We start from the raw sequence: 19,342 nt of genomic DNA on the forward strand, positions 1-19,342 counted from the left end.
GGGTGCTTCGATTAAGGTTGGTAATACGCTCTAAAGTAAGCGCCTGAGTCAGTCGTGAGGTGGACTGGATCACGGTATTTTTTTAGATAGGTGCCAAAGGTCCAAAAGCGTCTGACGCTGTCTTTAGTAAAATAAGTGGAAGTAGCCATCGGAACGGTAGTCAGCCCGTTTTTGTCCATCGTTTCGGGAGCGAGACGGCTGAATTTAAAAAATCCGTTCCCATTCCCATTGCCAATGGCGTTGTAGAAGCCCATTAGATCCATTTTCTCCGCATGGGTCTGGATCGTCATTTCCGTGAAGGCCATATAAACACTATTATCAAGCTTGCGCCAAGTTGCAATGGAATCGGCAAAATAGTTCGCATAAACACCCTTCGCTTCCCCTTTGCCCGTCACGGGAACATCGACGAAAATCATTCGGTGAAGCTTGACCGTAGCGACCTTCTTGGCCTTGATAGGGCTGTCGACCACATCGGCAAAGGAGGTAAACGGCATCCTGCTCCCCTCAACCTTCAAAGTAGCATCCTCGTGTGACAATATCAAATTCAAATCCTTCTGGCTAAGCTTGCTCGGATCCTCTACCCCAAGATGGGGCATATATCCTGTGTCATATGCATCTGCTATCGCATCCTTCAGGCTCATCCCCAGCTCCTCCAGCCTAACGAATTTGTAGCGCTTGCTATAGCCATTTACAAAATGGTGATAATCCAATCCTATGCCCGGAATGCGCAGATAGGGCTCCAAGGTGCTGACATCAATGTGCTGCTCCAGGTCAATCCCCGCGCTTGCAACAGCTTCAGGCTTGTAGGTTCCGTCATTGTTAAAATAGGTTACTCTTTCGTATTTGAATTTCGTAATGCTACTCAGATTGCTGCCGGTTAGTCCCACTTCCCGCAGCTCATTTAAAGCCTGATAACCTTCCGCTTTGGTGCCCTCCACTCGCTTATAGCGGAGCAGACTGGCCGCCAGCTCAGCCTTCGAAACGGGATAAGCGGGCCGAAACGTGCCATCCTGCATCCCTGTAATAATGCCCGTTCCTCGAATAACGGCGATGTACGGAATTTGCTTGTCCGCAATGCCGCCTTTATAAGTCTCAGGAGTAGGCAGCAGCGTATTCACCGTATCCGCCAACGCTTGCTTGAAGCTTTCGTCGGACACCGCAAGTCCGCTAGCCATCCATTTCATGATTTCAAAGCGGGTCACCGCCTTGTCAGGCTGGAAGCCTTTGGGGTAGTCATTTTTCGCAATCATTCCAAGGGCAACGAGCTTGCGCACATCGCTGCGGCTGCTATGCTTGTCCAGATCAGGAAATACCGACGCTACATCCGCCATGTCAGGCTTTGGCAATTGGGTAACCCGGCTCAGCATGCTGGCCGCCTCAGCTCTTGTAAGGGCGTTATCCGTTTTAACGGATGAGCTTGCGGCGAACTCTTGAACAACCGCTCTCGCCGATACCACTTGCTCCCTAGGCAAATAAACCAATGACATAAGCAGAATAACCAACCCTGTTACACTGATACGATAATAAAATTTAATAATGATGATTCAATCCTCTCAACTTTATAATGTTATAAAAATAAATAAAAAGCATAACCCCAAAATGATTTTCGTCTAGTTCTTTATACCCTTCACATTCATTTCACTCATCCAATTCTACCACTATATAGGTGTTTTTTATAGTTTAAAAGTAGGACAACCTGCAAATTAAAAATCAGCTATCAATCTATTATTTGTGTTAGTTTATATTACTCAAATATGCCACAGACTAAAAGCGAGCTAGCGAAAAAGACAAGTATTTATACGCAAAAGTGCTAAAATCAGTTGGAATTCTGAAATAACTTTTATAAAACCGTCATTTCAGCCCATTCAAAAATAACTATTGACTTGTAAAGTGCTTTTAACTTACTATTCATGTTATAAAACATAACAAACACTTTCGTTTGACTGATCCGCCTTAGAAAGGAGATGTTCCCAGTGGGGGTAGCAAATGAACTTGATATTTATATAGCCATTAAAGATGCCATTATTCAGCAAAAGCTGCGCCCTAGCATGCAGCTCGTCGAGGAGGTTATTGCCGAATCGTTCGGAGTCAGCCGCACGCCAGTACGCAATGTACTCCGCAAGCTGGCAGGCGAGAAGCTTGTGACGGTGATTCCATACAAGGGAACATTCGTTGCATGCCCTACGGTCGATGAGGCCAAGGAAGTTTTCGAAATGCGCAGAGTCATTGAAGCTTCCAGCGTGAAAAAAGTAAGTGGAAAGCTGACCGCCGATCAGCTCGGACAGTTAAGCAGGCTGCTTGATGAAGAACATCAGGCCCATCACAACGGCGATCCTTTGCTCGCCCTGCGGCTCTCGGGCAACTTCCATCTCAAAATTGCCGAGTTCACGGGCAATAATTATTATTACCGCTATTTGGAGGAGCTTATATCGCTCACCTACGTGATCATCGCCCTATATGGCATGAGTAAGCATATGCATTGCAGCGATCATCGACGATTAGTGCTTTTAATCGAGCAAGGCGACGTGGAGCAGGCGGAACGTTTGATGATCGAGCATTTAAAGGAAATCGAAGATACGCTCCAGTTCGAAGAAAAGGGAACGGCTCCTCAGTCCTTAAGCGAGGTTTTCCGCTTGGCAAACGGTCATTACGCCAGTGCGAAAAGCTGAGACGGCAGGCGAATCATTTTTTTTGCACAGGATTGTATCCAATCTTGGATTTCATATTGGATGGGATACCTTCATAAATGGGATACAACGAAGGGACATGTTTGGTAGAAAGCGAGGGATAGCGATGAAGTTGATGGTGCGAAATGCAGGAAAGCGTTTTGGTGAACGGACGATATTGAAAAATGTCGATTTGACGGTGGATGCTCACGAGTTCGTATGCATTCTTGGACATAGCGGCTGCGGCAAATCTACGCTGCTTAATATGATCGCCGGCTATTTGCTGCCTGATGAAGGGGAACTGCTCGTGGATGGCGAGCTAATTCGCGGCCCTTCCAAAGCTCGCGGAATGGTTTTTCAAGATCACGCTCTGTTCCCTTGGTACACGGTACTTGAAAATATAAGCTTTGGCCCGGAAGTCCAAGGAGCGGGAAAAGCAGAGGCTAAGGAAGTTGGCAGACAGTTTTTAGGTCTCGTTGGCTTGAAGAAATATGCGGATCAATACCCAGCCGAATTGTCAGGCGGGATGAAGCAGCGGGTAGGCATTGCCCGGGCGCTCGCAAGCTCCCCCGATATTTTGCTGATGGATGAGCCTTTCGGGGCTTTGGATATTTTGACCCGCGACATGATGCGCAGAGAGCTGCGCCGCATTTGCGAAAAGCTAAAGCCCACTACTTTGTTCGTGACACACAGCATAAGCGAAGCGATTTATTTGGCTGACCGTGTTGTCGTCATGAAAAACGGTGTCATTGCTGATGAATTTAAGGTCGACCTTCCGCATCCCCGCACCTTCGATATGCCCGGCTTCGGCGAGGCTATGCAGCGAATCGAGCACGTATTGATGGAGAATGAATTGGAGGAGGCCGTACAATGAGCGAGACATCAGGTTCTTTCACAGCCGAGGGGGCGCAAGCGGGCAAGCTTGGGGCACATCAGGCCGTACGCAGGTTGAAGACTAAGCCTAGCTCCAGCTTTATGCGAACATCGAATTTCGTTCCTTATCTGGCCTTTTTCATTCTATGGGAAGTTTTTTCTCAAATAAATATGAAAGCGGCCCTGTTCAATCCGCTTTTTCTCCCACCCCCTTCACTCGTTATTAGCGATGCTTGGGCACTTGCGCAAACGGGCCTTCTCTTTGACAGCTTGCTATCCAGCACTTTGCGTATTGCGGCTGGTTTTGTTATCGGCTGTTTGCTTGCCGTTTTCGTCGGCGTATTAATGAGCAAGTTTCGTCAGGTGGAGCGCTGGATGTCTCCTCTGCTGAATTTAGTAGGTCCGATTCCGGCACTCGCCCTGCTCCCTCTGATCATTATCTGGTTTGGAATCGGAGAATTTCCGAAGGTTCTGCTCATTGCCTGGACGACGTTTCTTCCGGTATTAGTGTATACGGTAGACGGGTTCAAAACCGTCCCTTCTACCCTTATCCGTTCGGCGATGAGCCTTGGCGCTTCGGAACGGCAAATTTTCAGAAGAGTGCTGCTTCCCTCCGCCATTCCGAGTTTCATCGTAGGCGCCAGAGTCAGCCTTGGATTGTCCTTCTCCGCCCTGATCGTCTCCGAGATGATGGGTGCCAAATCGGGGCTCGGCTATATTATCGTAGACGCACGGAATTATTTTAAAATTTCCAATATGTTCGTTGCCATTATTTTTATTGGCTTGATTTATAGCATCTTCTCCGCCTTGCTGAAACTGTTGGAGAACAAGGTTCTTAGCTGGCGCAAAGGAGGGATGAGCGAAGCGGTTGAGAAGTAGCACACACAACTAAGGGAGCTTGATCCGCTTTATGCGGCTGGCAGCATCGAGAAAGTAGAATTTAGAATTTAGAAATTAGAAATTAGAGACAAAAAACAATGGGTATAGGGAGAGATTACGATGGCTAATCAGAAAAAATGGGTTCAACAATTTTTGGTCATATCCGCTCTGGCATTGGCGCTGACGGCATGCGGCGCGAAGGAAGAAGCTACGAGTGCAAGCGGAAACGCTAGCTCTGCCCCTACTGCCGCGGCTGCGGAAACAAGCTCGCCTGCGGCTGCTGCCGATGACACCCCCGAGACGACAACCGTTACACTCGTCGGCGTTCGCGACGCCCAAATTTCCTCCCAGCAAATCATTGCCGATAAGCTTGGCTACTTTAAGGAAGCAGGCCTCGATGTAACAAGCCAGCTCATTGAAAGCGGCCCGGATATCGCTCCTTTGGTTGCAGGAGGCAGCGCTCCAGTCAGCATACAGACGAACTTTATGGATATTATTTTGAAATCCTCCAATATTCCCGTGAAAATCGTAGCGCCGCTAGCTCAAATTGCCGGAACGCAGGCGGTCGTTGGCTCCAGCAAGCTGGAATTGAAAAGCGCTAAGGATCTGGAAGGCAAAACAATCGGCATTCCAAGCGGAGCAGATGTCAAGTTCGCCATCGATAATATGGGCAAGGAGCTTGGCGTTGACGTAAGCAAAATCAAATACGTCAACCTCGCGCCGAGTGACGCTGTTGTCGCTTTACAGAACGGGTCAATCGATGCAATGGCAGCGTGGGAGCCGTTCATTACGAAGGCGATTCAAGGTGGCGGCAAGTTTCTATTCAGCGGCACAAAAAGCGAGCTTCCTGATAAAACGGGCGCTGTGAACTGGATGAGCGTGCATACGACGGTACAGGTAACCGACGACTATTTGAAGGAAAACCCGAATACAATTAAAGCGATGCTTGGCGCTCTAGAGAAAGCGACAGCTTACATTAATGACTATCGGGAAGAAGCGATTAAAATATTGGCGCCAGAGCTGCACTTAACCAAAGATGAGCTTAGAGAGATTATGAACCGCAACGTATATGCTATGGAAGTAAACGATACTTACATTAACGGAAGCAACGGCCTAGCCGTAGGCGAATATTTGAAAAGTGTAGGCAATATCAAAAGCATCCCTGAATTCGCTTCGTACCATGATCTGAGCTTGCTCAAAGCGCTTGATCCTGCGCTAGTAACCGAGTAACAGAGTATCTGAGTAGGGATAAAAATAAGAGGAACATAACAGGAAGGCTGAGCCCTTGTGGTTCTGCCTTCTATGTTTATATCCTCCTAATCGGACAGAGGTGAGCTTATGAAGGAACCATTGGATTTAATCATCCGGGACGGCTCAGTTGTCCTAAGCCATGATGTTCGCCAATTGGATATTGGTATCCACAATGGGCGAATTGTACAGCTGGCTGAGCGATTGACAGCCCCTGCCAAGCAAACGGTTCTGGCAGCCGGCATGATTGTAATGCCTGGCATGATTGACGCCCATGTCCATTTGAACGAGCCGGGATTAGGGGCTTGGGAAGGCTTTGCCAGCGGCTCCTCGGCTCTTGCAGCAGGCGGCTGCACTACTTTTATCGATATGCCGCTAAATGGCCTCCCTCCCACCGTTACTGTTGCCGCCTTGCAGCAAAAGCTTGCCGCTGCGCAAGGAAAATCCGTTGTGGATTATGCTCTATGGGGCGGGCTTGTGCCGGGGCATCTCGATGACTTGCGAGCGTTGGATAAGGCTGGCGTTATTGGCTTCAAGGCCTTTATGTCTTCCCCCGGCGATCCGTCCGAGGATGCCTTTCGCGAGGTGGATGATGCGACGCTGCTGGCAGGGATGAAGATTATTGCGGAGCTTGGGCATGTGTTGGCGCTTCATGCGGAAAGCGAGCCCATCGTCTCTGCTTTGACGAAAGAAAAGCTGGCCAAGGGAGAAATAGGTGCGGCAGATTATACGGCATCGCGTCCAGTGCGCGCTGAGCTTGAGGCGGTTGAACGCGCGCTCCTGTTCGCGGAGCAGACGGGATGCGCTTTGCATTTTGTCCATATTAGCAGTGCCGATGCCGTCCAGACGATAGCCAATGCTAAGCAGCGCGGTATGGATGTGACCTTGGAAACGTGCCCTCATTATTTGGTGCTCACAGACCGTGATTTGGAGCTGATTGGTCCAGCAGCCAAATGCGCCCCTCCATTACGGAGCAAATTCGAGCAGGAAAAGCTGTGGGCGATGCTTGCTGCTGGACATATCGATATGATCGCCTCCGACCATTCCCCCTGCCCGAGCGAATTGAAGCAATCCAGCAATTATTTTACGGCGTGGGGAGGCATAGCGGGAGCGCAAAATTCGCTGGAGCTGATGATTGATGAAGGCTATACAAAGAGGGGGATTCCACTCCCGGCGCTGAGTCGGATGCTGTCGTCCGCACCCGCCACAAGGTTTGGCCTCAGCGATACGAAGGGCGAAATACGCCTCGGAGCAGATGCGGACCTAGTCATGGTTCAGCTCGATGCCCCATACACCCTTGAAGCCGAGCATCTCTATCATCGTCATAAGCATAATCCTTATATCGGCAGAAAATTCGGCTGCCGTGTCATGGCTACTTGGAGCAGAGGGAATATGGTGTACGAGGTTAAAAGTGGTATAGCTCAGCCGTTTGCAGGGCAATGGAAGAGCAGCGCTCCTGCTTGTGCGAGGCAGCAGGTGTGAGCTCTTGCGTTTTCTCACTTTTATTAGCTGATAAAATGAAACAGCCCTTCGGTCATCCCACAAGATGATTGAAGGGCTGATTTCTGTTATAACGCTGTTCACTCTGAAATTCATGAGTTCATTCAACGTGCGAGCTATAATTCAATTCCTATCCTACACTCCTCAGCGATTGCCTAAATTCCTGAGGCGTCATGCCTTCATGCTGGCGGAACAAGCGGCTGAAATATTCAGCATCCTCGTAGCCGCACAAATAGCTGATTTCCTGAACGGTATGCTCAGTATCCAGCAGCAGCTGCGAAGCTCGTCTCAGGCGGATTCTCGTGAAATAAGAATGCGGCGCCATGCCTAGCCGCTCTTCAAACTGCGTGCGAAAATGGCTGTCAGAGAAGCAACTTTCCTGGTACAGCTCCTCAAATGCTACTGCTGAAATCGGCAGCGCTTCGGCAAGCTGCTCCATCCGCTGCGCGAACGCGATCATATCGCTGTGCTCCTCCTTCTGCGCTGCCGCTTGCTGGTTTTCATAAGACCGCAGCGATTGGTTCGCCTGCGGGCCGTCCGTTAAATTTTCGATCAACTGCACGATCAAGTTCAGCATTTCAGCATCGGTACGCAGCCGCTGGTAAGCACCGCCCTGCTCATAGGCGCGCACCGTCCAGCCTGCACAAGCAAATAGCTCGTCCGTTGCCGATTCAAGCACTATCACATGAGGAAGCCAAATGGAATATGGCGCTGATTTTGATGCTGGCTCCTCTGGTACTGGCGCTAGCACCAGCGCTGATGCTGCCAATTCCGACTCCGTTTCGGAAGCCTCATTAGCATCAATGTGATGCAATAGCTCCTCTTTCAGCTGTACCCGCGGCTCCCAGTCAAAATGAATCGCAATATGCAGCTCATCCTCCTGCCCCTGTTCCAGCCCCTGCATCAAGCTGTGGGCGACGCCCGGCGGAATCATAATGACCGAGCCTTCCTTATATGCGGCTTGCTTGCCTTCAGAAGAAACGATACCGCTCCCCTTTAGCACAAAAATAAACTTATGATCGTAAATCGTTCTCGGTGCTGCCGCTTTCGAGCCAACGCTCAGATGGGCGAAGCGGACCGACGGCCTAGCCGTTCGATGCTGCAGCAGCTGTATGAAAGGAAGCAACCGCCTCTCCTCCTTGCTTCTAAGTTAGGTTTAAGCTTGAATGTTCACGACGAAGGGGACGATAAACGTCTTCCCGCCGCGCTGAAATTGTCCCCATATTTTATATACACCAGGCTCTGGAAACTCGGTGGCAAAAACAGCATCCGGGCCCTTTGCAGCCTCATCCAGCGGATGCACATGCAAATATTTTGCCAAATCGCCGCTAATAATGACGACATGGCCCACAGCTCCCAAATAAGGCTCTAAATCTGTAACCGGCTCACCCGTCGCTGCATCCTCAAAGGTGTACGTGAGCTTAGCTTCCTCGCCCGCTTTCGTCGTTGACAGCGCGAGCTTCACCTGCTGTCCTTCCACCGTCTTCACAAGCTCTTGGTCTGCCTTCAGCTCGACTTTATCGGCAGCTTGCCCCGTAACTTCCACCTCTGTACTCATCGTCTGCTGCGCGGCACCTGTTGGTATAAAATCGGCAAACAGCTTGTATGTGCCAGCGGCCGGGAACGTTTCCTTCACTGTAAATTTGCCGCCACTTTCATAATTCGGGTGTATATGTGAAAAATAGTTCAAGTCGCTGCTTACGGCAATCAAATGCATAAGCTTCTCATGGTTCAAATCAAACTTCTCGATTGGCGCACCCGCAGCATCCGTGACATTCAGCTCAATGGCTTCTTCCGCTCCTGCTGCTGGCTGTCCACTCTGGAAGCTCCACAACACATCGGCATTTGCCTGTTCATGCTCCATACCGTCCATATCCCCATGGCCGCCATGACCGTTATTGCTCCCCGCTTTTTCATCACTGCCATGTCCATTGTGTGCGCCTGACTCCGCAGCTTCTGGTGCAGCTGCCGGGCTGGATTGTTCATGCCCTTCATGACCGCTTGCGCTTGTGCCGCTAGTGTTTGCGCTATTCGAACCGCATCCTGCCAGCATGCCCGCAAGCGCGATCATCGTCATATAGAGCGCCGCTTTTCTTTTTGCCATTTTCCTTTTCCCAACTCCTTTTTTAAAAAACACAAAAAGCCGCTCCTTCTCCAAAGCCCAAACCATCTTGCTATGTTCGCTTCGGAAAAAGAGGGCTCTGCAAGCTTAACTTATGCCCCGTGTTATACGACGTCGAAACCGGTGTTTTCAATCGCTTCTTTAATGGAAGCCAGTGATACTTTCTCTGCATCAAACTCCACCGCTACTTGTCCAGCTGCTAAATCGACTTTGCCGCTTGCTCCCGCTTCATTTACAGCTTTCTCCACTGTGCTCACGCAATGTCCACAGGACATGCCTTCTACTTTAAGTGTTACATTTTCCATCTTTATAGCCTCCTTGAGTAATGTTTTATTATTTCATTAATTTCTTAACGGTAATCAACAGCTCGTCAATAACTTCATGCTCGCCTGCCTGAATGCGATCGACAATACAGCTTTTCATATGCCCTTCCAGCAGCAGCTTGCCTACCCCGTTTAATGCCGATTGGGCAGCTGCTATCTGAGTAAGCACATCATCGCAATACGTATCCTTCTCAATCATCGCCTTCACGCCGCGGATCTGACCTTCCACCTTGTTCAGACGTCTGATCAAATTCGCTTTCGTTTCATCGGAATGATGGCTGTGACGCTCCATGGACTGGCCGTCGCCTGCACCACCGGAATCCATATGCTGATGCAAACAAGCCGATTTCGTTTCTTTGTCCATTTTAATACCTCCAGGGGGTATAGCATAAGCTTATTTTTATATTAACATACCCCTATAGGGTATGTAAAGCCATATAAAAGGCTATATGCATAGAATCAAAAACAGCAGCTCCAGACCATAAATGCGTGTCCTGAACTGCTGCTTTTGGGAAAAATAAGATCATATAGGGTCGGGCATGAGTTCGTTTAGTGAATTTCTTTCTTGCTAAAGTTGCCGCCGCTCACATCAGATACATGCTCAATGGCAACGAATGCGCGGGGATCAATGTCATGGACGATGGATTTAAGCTTCGCCACTTCCAGACGGTTGACTACGCAGTAGATCATTTGCGTTTCTTCTCTGGAGTAGCCGCCCCTTGCCTGGATATACGTTGTGCTTCTGCCCAAACGGCTCATAACAGCTTCAGAAATTTCCTCGTATTCGGCAGATATAATGGTAACCGATTTGGATTCGTCGAGACCCTCCACCACAATATCCATCACTTTCGTCGCGATATAATACGTGAACATCGAATACATGGCGGAATCCCATTTGAAGACGAAGCCCGCCAAAATAAAGATGAACACGTTGACGATCATAATAAATTGTCCAACCGGCATGGAAAACTTCTTCGAGGCTAAAATCGCCAAAATTTCCGTGCCATCCAGCGATCCGCCGAAACGGATAACGAGACCGATACCACCGCCAAGAATAATACCGCCGAACAATACAGCAAGCAGCTTATCCTCTGTAAAAGCGTCCACGTGATGCAGCATTTGCGTCGTTACGGACATGACCACGATACCGTATAGAGTAGATATCGCAAACGTTTTACCAATTTGCTTGAAGCCGATGAACAGGAATGGCAGGTTCAAGAGGAAAATAAAAATACCCAGAGGCTTGTCAGTCAGGTGAGAGATCATAATCGAAATACCGGTAATTCCTCCGTCGATGACGCTATTTGGGACGAGGAACAATTCCAGTGCGACGCCCATGAGGACGGCTCCGATTGTAATAAACAGCGTTCTTTTCAAAATTTCAAGCTTTGAAAGTTTCTTATGCGCTTTTGCCATGCTTTGCCTCCGACTATTTTCTTTTAAGACTAGCATAGAAATGGATATTTTTCAAAACAACGGCTGGAAATATTGCAAGATTGTCGTCACTCGCATATAATTAGACCGATCAGTCGGTCTAGTAGGAGGGACAGCAAATGGTCAAGGGACGTTCAGATGGTGAAGAAACCAAACGCCGCATCGCCTCCACGGCAAAGCAGCTGTTTGTCCAGAAAGGCTATGGAGCCGTTTCCATGAACGAGGTATGCGAGAGCAGCAAGGTCAGCAAAGGCAGCCTATATCATCATTTTCCGAGCAAGGAGCAGCTTTTCCTTGCGGTGGCTGAGGAAGATAGTGAGCAATGGCGTTTGGCATGGGATCGTAAACGTGAGAAGCTGACTACTGTTGAGGAGCAGCTTTATGCACTTGCAGAGCATTACGCCCATGACTTTCAAAATCCGCTTATGAAAGCCATGGAGGAATTTTCGCGCAGCCAGGCGTTCACACAGGAGGAAATCTTCAATCGCCTTCTCCAGATCATGAATAACGCATCGCAAGCCTGCCGCGACCTTATTCGCGAGGGGCAAGCCAGCGGCCTATTTGTTGCTAGTGATGAGGAAGAGCTTGTTTTGATTGTCAGCAGCATGATGGAGGGCCTTGGAAAAGTGTATTATACGATTGACCGGGAGCAGGAACCGGATCGTGTCTCTAAGCTGTTTCATCTGGCAGCCAAGCTGCTGTTGAATGGTATACGCGCTAAGTGAAGGATAGCTGGCGCTTTTTTTTTAGCTAATAATTAGACCGGTTGGTCGGTCTACAAACGAAGGGAATGGATACCATGTTATATCAGAACCGTACTTTTCGCATTATTCTTTTTTCTGATGTTATGCAGCAGCTAGCGATTTGGATTCGCAATATGGCACTCCTCTTTTTTGTCATGGAGCAGACGAATGGCAATAAGGTAGCCGTATCCCTGCTGTCCATTTTGGAATATGCGCCGATTCTTATCTTTTCCATCGTTGGCGGCGTGCTTGCCGACCGCTGGAATCCGAAGCGCACGATGATTGCCAGCGACCTGCTCAGCGCCGCATCGATTGGCGTCATTATGCTTATGCTGGCGAATGATTGGTGGGAAGCGCTGTATGTATCCGTATTCGTATCCGCCATCGTCAGCCAATTTTCACAACCTTCATCAGCGAAGGTGTTCAAACGCCATATTCCTGAGGATCAGGTTCCCGCCGCAGTTGGCCTTTCGCAAAGTCTATCGTCATTGTTTCTTATTCTCGGTCCGATTGTTGGAACGGCGATTTATCAGTGGGCAGGAATCACTACATCGCTGCTTGTGCTGCCTGTGTTATTTCTATTGTCAGCCACCGCGCTTACACTGCTGCCTAAGGAAAACAAGTCACAGGAACGTTCAAACGTTTCCCTTAAAAATGATTTAACCTCCGGCTACCGCTTCGTTATGGCTGAGAAAAGCTTACTCCGGTTATTTCTAACCTTCGCTTTCATCGGGCTGGCAGCCGGGCTCGTTCAGCCGCTTGAAATATTTATAGTGACTGAAAGGCTTGGCCTTAGCAAGGAAAATGTGCAGTGGTTTGCCACCGCCGACGGCATTGGCCTGCTGCTGGGCTCGCTGCTTGCAGCATTGTTGCCCAAGCTGCTTCAAGCTAAATTTTTGCTGCCGCTTGCACTCGCCTTTCTTGGCATTACCTTTATAGTGGAAGGGTCCTCTATCTGGCCGCTGGTGACTGGAGCATTCCGCTTCGCCAATGGCATGCTGCTCGCCGTTCTTAATACGGCAGTTGCCAGCTTTGTCATTGCGAAAATTCCCGACGGAATGGTCGGCAAGGTCAATGGTCTGATGACCCCCTTGTTCATAGGGGCGACCCTGCTTGGCACAGTTGTATCCGGACTGCTCGCGACTTCAATCGGCTTGGTTCCCGTCTACCTCATAGCGGCAGCCGTATGTTTGATATCTGTTCTTCCCTCGCTCAAGGTGCATTTTCAGAGAAGTGACGCAGCCGCCTCTCAAGAAGCATAAAAGCTGATACGCTTTACGAAACAAAGCCCAATTCTCATACATAGAGGATTGGGCTTTGCTGCAGAGTTAATTACATCATTTTCCTTTTGTAATATAATCTCGACCAGAAAAACACGGCGCTTCCTCCGAGCATAATCGTGAACTCTCAGCCCGTCAGCCTTCCAGCCATTCGCTGGCTTCAAGCTCCTTCATCGCCCATTCGCAAAAAGCTAATGAAGTCCGCGTATCCATCGTTCGTTTGCTAATTAGCAAATAACGCCCGAGCAGCCGCGCGTTCTGCTTGCGCGCATCCTTCCCGCTTACGCGCTTCTCCTCCAGAGCACGCATCAGTCCATCGTAACGCTCCAGCTCGCTCCGGCAAAAAGCTTCGCGAGTAACGAGCAACGCCTTCGCCTTTTCCGGCTCTGACAGCCACAAGCCATACAGCTTAAAATGCAGCTCGTCCCGCAGCACAGGATTTTCCGCGGGCAGCTCCACCCATCTACCCAGCTCCGTTAGCCCTTTATCGGTAATGGAATATTCCTTCTTGTCCGGCTTATCCTGCTGCTCGATCCGCTCAAAAGCGATATATCCGTTTTGCTCCAGCGCAGCAAGCAGCGGGTAAATTTGACTGTGGCCCGCCTGCCACAGCGGCTTTATTTTTTGCGCCAAATCATAGCCTGTTAGTGGACTAGCGCTTAGCAAAGCAAGCAACCCGTAGGATAAAGTGTTTAATCGCATCGTCTAACGGCCTCCCAATATGTCATTATTGACATATAAAATGCATAAGTGTAACATAGATAACACAGAATATTATATGTAAAAGTAGACATATAAGCAATGACAGGAGGACATTTGTTTTGGAGGAGCAGACAACTACGATACGATTTTGGCCGATTATGATTGCGATTTTCTTCGGAACGTTCCTTTCTGTGCTCAGCACAACGACGATTAATATTGCGCTTCCACTGCTAATGGATCATTTCCATTCGGAGCTTTCAACAATGCAGTGGATGGTGACGGGCTTTATGCTGGCAACCGGAGTCATTTCACCACTCGTCGGGTATTTGGGAGGACGATTCAGTTATAAACGATTATATTTATACGCGCTGGTCGGCTTTACGCTGTTTTCGTTTTTGTGCGCAACCGCATGGGATACGACGTCGCTGATCGTATTTCGAATGCTGCAAGGGGCATGCAGCGGGCTTATTATGTCCTGTACGATGACGATTATTTTTCAGGTTGTGCCGAAGGAGCGCCGGGCATTTGCGGTTAGCCTATGGTCGCTGTCGGCGATGGTCGCGCCTGCGATTGGACCGACTTTCAGCGGCTGGCTGCTGCAGCAGGCAAGCTGGCATTGGCTGTTTTTGTTCAATGTGCCGATCGGGCTGATTGCGATTATTTTGACCCAAAAGCTGATTCCTTATTATCGGATGAACATCCCGAAATCGCTCGATATACCGGGCATCATGACCGTTATTCTCGGCAGTCTGGCGCTGCTCGTAGCTTTCAGTGAGGGCAACAGCTGGGGCTGGAGCTCATGGAAAACGCTGCTGCTTATGGCTGCAGGCGTCGCTTTGCTAGGCCTCTTTATTTGGCGGGAGCTGACGGCCAAGGAGCCGCTGCTGAATTTGCGGGTTTTCCGCATTCGCCGCTTTACCGTCATGCTGAGCATTTATGGCATGGTGACGGTGGCGCTGTACACGGGAACGTATTTGACTCCGCTGTTTTTGCAGCAGGTGCAGCTTGAAAGTCCGCTTGCAACAGGGCTGATTTTGCTGCCCTCCTCCGTCATATTGGCGCTTCTAAGTCCAATAGCCGGAAAGCTGTACCCGAAGCTTGGAGCGGTGAAAATGATCAGCATCGGCATCGTATTTATTTTCGCAGGGCTGTTTATGCTGAGCTGGCTGCATATGGATACGGCGTACAGCTTCGTACTGTGGGGAATGATCATTCGCAATATTGGGCTTGGCTTTGCTTCCGTTCCGAGCAGTACCGCCTCCATGGAAGAAATTCCGCCTGAGTGGTCCGGTCATGCCGCTTCCATCAGCAACTGGATTCGCAATGTGCTCAGTTCCTTCGCTATTGCAGTGTTTACGGGACTCATTTCCAGCCGTTCCGCCATCCATAGCAGCGAGCTCATCCAGTCTGGCGCTACCGATACGAATAAGATCCGCTTGATGTCGTTCACAATGAGCATTAATGATGTGTTTGTGGTCGGTGCCATTACAGTGCTGGCCGGCTTCCCTCTCTTGCTGCTGCTTAAACAGCGGAAAGGGCGGGCGGCGGTTTTGCAGCCAAGCAGGTAATGGATGATGGATTGATGGGATTATGAACACCAAAGCACCAAACACCATTACAACAAAGCCACACTACAACAAAGCACCAATGAAATAGGCAATTGCGCCTGCTTCATTGGTGCTTTTCGATTTGAAGCTTACTTTAAGCTGATGCTTTACAGCTCCAGCAGCTCGCGCTTTTGAGCTTCAGGGTCAGCAATCACTTGAATGCTATGGTTGAAAATGAGCGTCGAACGCTCCGGCTTGCTGTATGCAGGCCAAGTGACATTTTCAACATTAGGCTTGCCCTGTTTGGCGAAAGCAAGCCACGCATCCTGCATGCGCCAAGCTAACTGCCTCATGGACTCATCAGGTGTAACGCCCATGCCCTGCATATGCTCCAGCGTATTGAACACAAAGAAGATTTCAATGGCGTGAATCGCTTTATTCAGCAGCGGGTGCTCCGGCAGCACCCAGTCAAAACGATACATCCATACAGGCGCATGCTCGCTTTGTGCGGTGGCGAACTGCAGGGACGAACGCCAGAAAAAGGCTTCGGTCATCATTTGCGCTTGTCCGTCTGACGTTTGCGGATAAGCAGCCGCGGCTGCGCCTGCGTTTTTGATATCCGGCGCCATAAAAGCCAACGCTTTGGACATATCAAGATTATCATCAAAAGGCATATCGGGCCGGATGAAAAAATGCCCCTCATTCAAATTCGTCCCGATTAGCAGAGGAATGCCCTCCGCCGCCCCTTCCTGAATGGCCTCAAGCGGCGTCTGCGGAAGCGTCGCCTCGTCGGGCACCGGTTGAAACAGCAGCGCAAATCGGTCTCCCGCCTGCTCCTTCAGCTTTTCTCCTGCTGCAAAAATTTGCTCCGCCGGCACGCTCCTCAGCTTATCCAGCTCAGATGGACTAATGCCGAGAGCTTGAAGCAGGCCTGCCCGGATGGCATCCGCTTGCTGAGGCGCAATGGACTGCGAGGCTCCGCTTTGCATAATGGCACGGCTGTACAAGCCTTTCGCTTTCGGCATGGCCAGCAGCGCAGCAATGCTCATACTGCCTGCGGATTCGCCAAAAATGGTGACGGCAGCGGGATCGCCGCCGAACGCCGCGATATTATTTTTCACCCATTCCAGTGCTGCTATTTGATCTAGAAGTCCTGCATTCGATACGAAGGAGCCGCCAAGCGACGCGAGATGCAGAAACCCGAACGGTCCTAGACGATAATTGATCGTCACGACGATCACATTTCCTCGCTTCACCAGCTCTGATCCATCATAGAGAGGCAAGCTTCCTGCTCCAGTCAAGAAAGAGCCGCCATGAATCCATACCATAACTGGAAGCGGCGCGGCTGCATTTTCAGTAACGGCTGCTTCCGGTGCCCATACATTCAAATAAAGGCAATCTTCAGATTCGAGGAACGCACCTGCGGCAAACTCCGCTGACGCCCCATTGTGTCTCGGCTGTATATTTTCAGGGCCAAAATGGAAAGCTTCTCTGACGCCTTCCCACTGCTCAGGCGGAACAGGCGCTGCAAATCGCAGCTCATCTACTGGCGGCTTGGCATAGGGAATTCCCTTCCAAACGGAAACTCCGTTTAACTGCTGCCCTTTAACCGTGCCATCCTTCGTGTTTACCTCGATCGTTGACATGCTTCACTCTCCCTCATTGCCCATAATGGAACGCAAAAAATGTTGAAAACAAACGAAATGACCGATTTGTTTTTTCGGTCAGTTCCTTATTATTTATGATAGCAAATGGGCGTCCGCTTATCAATTTTATGCCTTTTTCACTTCTAACTTCCCGATCCTAAGGGGATTCTAATTCCATCCATAATCCATTTAATGATGAGCTGTTTTTACTATAGGAAATATACTTGGATTGAGCGTCCTTATTTACTGAATAAACGATCCATTCCTCTGCTGATTCTCCTGCTTTCAACTTTAGATTGCTTGGAAAATATATCGGCTCCATAAAGAGATTTGGGCCCCAATCAAAATATTTAAAATGATCCGCCGAGATTTCAACCTGATCATTTAATGCTTTTGTTGCGAGAATACTTAGCTTGATTTTCACGAAGATGTAGTCAAATTCATCTAATTTCGGCAACTCCACATTGAATTTTGTTCGCACAGCTTCATCATAATTAACCTCCTTGACTTCAATGGAGCCAATAAATTGATCAGTAATGGAAAAGGTGCCCTCCTTCCCCAGCTTCAATGGATTTTTGAGTGTAACTCCGTTATAAATATTTAAATTACTACTCGCAATATGAGTTGTATTTAGGTCAGGCCTATAGTCGATTGTTGCGCCAAGCTTCTTCAATACGGATTTCATAGGTACATAAGTGACCCCATCTATCAGCTTGGCCTCACCTTCAATTTGTTCTCCATTTACAAAGATTTTCATTTTTGTTGCAGCTACTGCCGTCAAAGATAGGCTAATCAATAATAATATTGCAATTCCAAGTGATGATATAAAAATAAGCTTCTTCAAAGAAAAATCCTCCTTCGTATTGCGTATACAGTACATGGTATTGGGTTTTACTACCACATAAATCTTACCACATCGTTCCATTTAAAACGGATTCTTTTTGCAGACGAATAAGGATTTATTTTAAAAAATGCAAAAAGCCGCCCCCGCCATTTTACTGACGGATGGACAGCCCTGTTATTATTACAGATTGTTTACTCCCGCTAAAATCACGCCGCTTTCTGACTTCCCTCCTGATCCTTGCGCTCCAGCGCCATGCTCCACCCACTCAGCAGCACCGCTCCCAGTACCATCAACGCGCCGATCCAGGTCGTATGAATTAGCCCGATGGAAGCAGCAATAATGCCGCCAAGATAAGCGCCGATGGCAATGCCTGCATTAAAGGCAGCAATATTGATCGCCGAGGCCACATCAACTGCACGCGGCACGAACCGTTCGGCCAGCATTACAACGTACACCTGCAAACCCGGCACGTTCATAAAATGCAGCAGTCCCATCGCAATAATCGTCACTAGACCAATGATTTTGAAAGGCGCCGTAAATGTCAGGATAACGAGCACAACGGCCTGCACCATAAACATATAAAACAAAGCAACAATCGGGTTGCGGTTGGCAAGCTTTCCGCCAATCATATTACCGAGGGCAATCGCAATACCATATACGAGCAAAATAACCGTGACCGTTCCCGATTTAAATCCGGTTATTTGCTGCAATAGCGGGGATAAATAAGTGAATACGACAAATGTGCCACCGTAGCCCAAGGCGGTGATGGCGAACAGCAGCAATAGCCGGCCATTTTTGACCAACTGCAATTGATCTTTAAAGGAAGAACGAGCCCCTTTGCGCAAATCGCTTGGAATGAGCAGCATGTTCGCGATAAACGCAAGAACGCCGACAATTACAATAGCGACAAAAGCCGTTCGCCAGCCCCACAGCTGGCCGATAAATGTACCGAGCGGCACACCGGTTACCGTCGCAACGGTCAATCCGCTGAACATAATCGAAATCGCGCTGGCACGGCGATTCGCCGGAACAAGATCAGCCGCAATCGTCGAGCCAATCGACATAAACAAGCCATGCGAAAAAGCCGATACGATGCGCGCGATCAGCAGCAGCTCAATGCTAGTCGATGCGGCCGCTAAGCTGTTGCCGATAATGAAGATGAGCATAATCCACATGAGCAGCATTTTGCGTGACAAGCTGGACGTTAGGGATGTAAGGATGGGAGCCCCAATCGTTACACCCAGTGCATAAAGCGAAACGGTCAGCCCCGCTGCCCGAAGCGATACCTGCAAGTCCTCTGAAATCAGCGGCAGCAGCCCGACGCTTATAAATTCTGTGGTACCAATGGCAAAGGCGCTAACGGCGAGAGCCAGCAGTGCCAACGTGCTTCTTTTTTGATTAATCGTCATGCTATATTGCCTCCTGTCCTACCGTGTATCTATTGGGTACGGTTCACTTCGCGAGTAGCCGCAATGGATCGATAAATGCTATGATAGGTTATATCTATCCAAATGAATAGTACGTACTTTTCAGTA

General features: G+C 49.1%; 18 protein-coding genes. 8 read left to right on the forward strand and 10 right to left on the reverse strand.

All coding sequences use genetic code 11. The annotated features are described in order from the left end of the window. Positions 1–11: 11 nt before the first annotated feature. Complete coding sequence (locus tag AC50Y5_RS17255) at positions 12–1,487, reverse strand: S-layer homology domain-containing protein (RefSeq protein ID WP_494862378.1); 1,476 nt, start codon at positions 1,485–1,487, stop codon at positions 12–14. 486 nt (positions 1,488–1,973) lie between these two features. On the opposite strand from AC50Y5_RS17255, the gene AC50Y5_RS17260 reads away from it, so the two are divergent. The 5 genes from AC50Y5_RS17260 (at position 1,974) to AC50Y5_RS17280 (ending at position 7,148) form a co-directional block, all read left to right on the forward strand. Beyond that, positions 1,974–2,669 (forward strand): GntR family transcriptional regulator, encoded by a 696-nt coding sequence (locus AC50Y5_RS17260; RefSeq protein WP_494862380.1) that lies wholly within the window; start codon positions 1,974–1,976, stop codon positions 2,667–2,669. 124 nt (positions 2,670–2,793) lie between these two features. Further along, complete coding sequence (locus tag AC50Y5_RS17265) at positions 2,794–3,540, forward strand: ABC transporter ATP-binding protein (protein WP_494862382.1); 747 nt, start codon at positions 2,794–2,796, stop codon at positions 3,538–3,540. Beyond that, positions 3,537–4,418, forward strand: coding sequence for an ABC transporter permease (locus AC50Y5_RS17270; protein WP_494862384.1), 882 nt, complete (start codon positions 3,537–3,539; stop codon positions 4,416–4,418). Before AC50Y5_RS17265 ends, AC50Y5_RS17270 begins: the two co-directional genes overlap by 4 nt. Before the next feature lie 120 nt (positions 4,419–4,538). Next, positions 4,539–5,648, forward strand: coding sequence for an ABC transporter substrate-binding protein (locus AC50Y5_RS17275; RefSeq protein WP_494862386.1), 1,110 nt, complete (start codon positions 4,539–4,541; stop codon positions 5,646–5,648). Between the two features lie 108 nt (positions 5,649–5,756). After that, positions 5,757–7,148: an allantoinase gene (locus AC50Y5_RS17280; protein WP_494862387.1), complete on the forward strand. Its 1,392-nt coding sequence runs from the start codon at positions 5,757–5,759 to the stop codon at positions 7,146–7,148. Between the two features lie 148 nt (positions 7,149–7,296). Here AC50Y5_RS17280 and AC50Y5_RS17285 read toward each other — a convergent pair whose 3' ends face one another. The 5 genes from AC50Y5_RS17285 to AC50Y5_RS17305 form a co-directional block, all read right to left on the reverse strand. Next, on the reverse strand, positions 7,297–8,292 hold the full coding sequence (locus AC50Y5_RS17285; protein ID WP_494862389.1) for an AraC family transcriptional regulator: 996 nt from the start codon (positions 8,290–8,292) through the stop codon (positions 7,297–7,299). Positions 8,293–8,322: 30 nt separating this feature from the next. Continuing rightward, positions 8,323–9,270, reverse strand: a complete 948-nt coding sequence (locus AC50Y5_RS17290; protein WP_494862393.1) for a DUF8832 domain-containing protein — start codon at positions 9,268–9,270, stop codon at positions 8,323–8,325. Positions 9,271–9,392: 122 nt separating this feature from the next. Beyond that, a complete protein-coding gene (locus AC50Y5_RS17295) occupies positions 9,393–9,593 on the reverse strand; it encodes a copper ion binding protein (RefSeq protein WP_099518605.1) in 201 nt (66 codons plus the stop codon). A 28-nt stretch (positions 9,594–9,621) separates the two neighbouring features. Then, positions 9,622–9,936: a metal-sensitive transcriptional regulator gene (locus tag AC50Y5_RS17300; RefSeq protein ID WP_494862889.1), complete on the reverse strand. Its 315-nt coding sequence runs from the start codon at positions 9,934–9,936 to the stop codon at positions 9,622–9,624. A 224-nt stretch (positions 9,937–10,160) separates the two neighbouring features. Beyond that, positions 10,161–11,027: a YitT family protein gene (locus AC50Y5_RS17305; RefSeq protein WP_056037378.1), complete on the reverse strand. Its 867-nt coding sequence runs from the start codon at positions 11,025–11,027 to the stop codon at positions 10,161–10,163. Between the two features lie 137 nt (positions 11,028–11,164). On the opposite strand from AC50Y5_RS17305, the gene AC50Y5_RS17310 reads away from it, so the two are divergent. Beyond that, a complete protein-coding gene (locus AC50Y5_RS17310) occupies positions 11,165–11,770 on the forward strand; it encodes a TetR/AcrR family transcriptional regulator (protein ID WP_056037381.1) in 606 nt (201 codons plus the stop codon). 74 nt (positions 11,771–11,844) lie between these two features. Continuing rightward, a complete protein-coding gene (locus AC50Y5_RS17315; protein WP_494862400.1) occupies positions 11,845–13,050 on the forward strand; it encodes an MFS transporter in 1,206 nt (401 codons plus the stop codon). A 153-nt stretch (positions 13,051–13,203) separates the two neighbouring features. Here the strand turns inward: AC50Y5_RS17315 and AC50Y5_RS17320 are convergent, their stop codons facing one another. Then, positions 13,204–13,770 carry a PadR family transcriptional regulator gene (locus AC50Y5_RS17320; protein WP_494862402.1) on the reverse strand — a complete coding sequence of 189 codons (567 nt, stop codon included), beginning with the start codon at positions 13,768–13,770 and terminating at the stop codon, positions 13,204–13,206. 119 nt (positions 13,771–13,889) lie between these two features. Between AC50Y5_RS17320 and AC50Y5_RS17325 the strand changes: the two genes are divergently transcribed. Beyond that, complete coding sequence (locus tag AC50Y5_RS17325; protein WP_494862404.1) at positions 13,890–15,338, forward strand: DHA2 family efflux MFS transporter permease subunit; 1,449 nt, start codon at positions 13,890–13,892, stop codon at positions 15,336–15,338. 146 nt (positions 15,339–15,484) lie between these two features. On the opposite strand, the gene AC50Y5_RS17330 is transcribed toward AC50Y5_RS17325, so the two are convergent. From AC50Y5_RS17330 to AC50Y5_RS17340, 3 genes are all read right to left on the reverse strand, one after another. Further along, a complete protein-coding gene (locus AC50Y5_RS17330) occupies positions 15,485–16,963 on the reverse strand; it encodes a carboxylesterase/lipase family protein (protein ID WP_494862406.1) in 1,479 nt (492 codons plus the stop codon). Positions 16,964–17,120: 157 nt separating this feature from the next. Continuing rightward, positions 17,121–17,807, reverse strand: a complete 687-nt coding sequence (locus AC50Y5_RS17335) for a stalk domain-containing protein (RefSeq protein ID WP_494862408.1) — start codon at positions 17,805–17,807, stop codon at positions 17,121–17,123. A 206-nt stretch (positions 17,808–18,013) separates the two neighbouring features. After that, positions 18,014–19,216 (reverse strand): MFS transporter, encoded by a 1,203-nt coding sequence (locus AC50Y5_RS17340; protein ID WP_494862410.1) that lies wholly within the window; start codon positions 19,214–19,216, stop codon positions 18,014–18,016. Positions 19,217–19,342: the final 126 nt, after the last annotated feature.

The organism is Paenibacillus sp. JT22N7 (assembly GCF_059383875.1).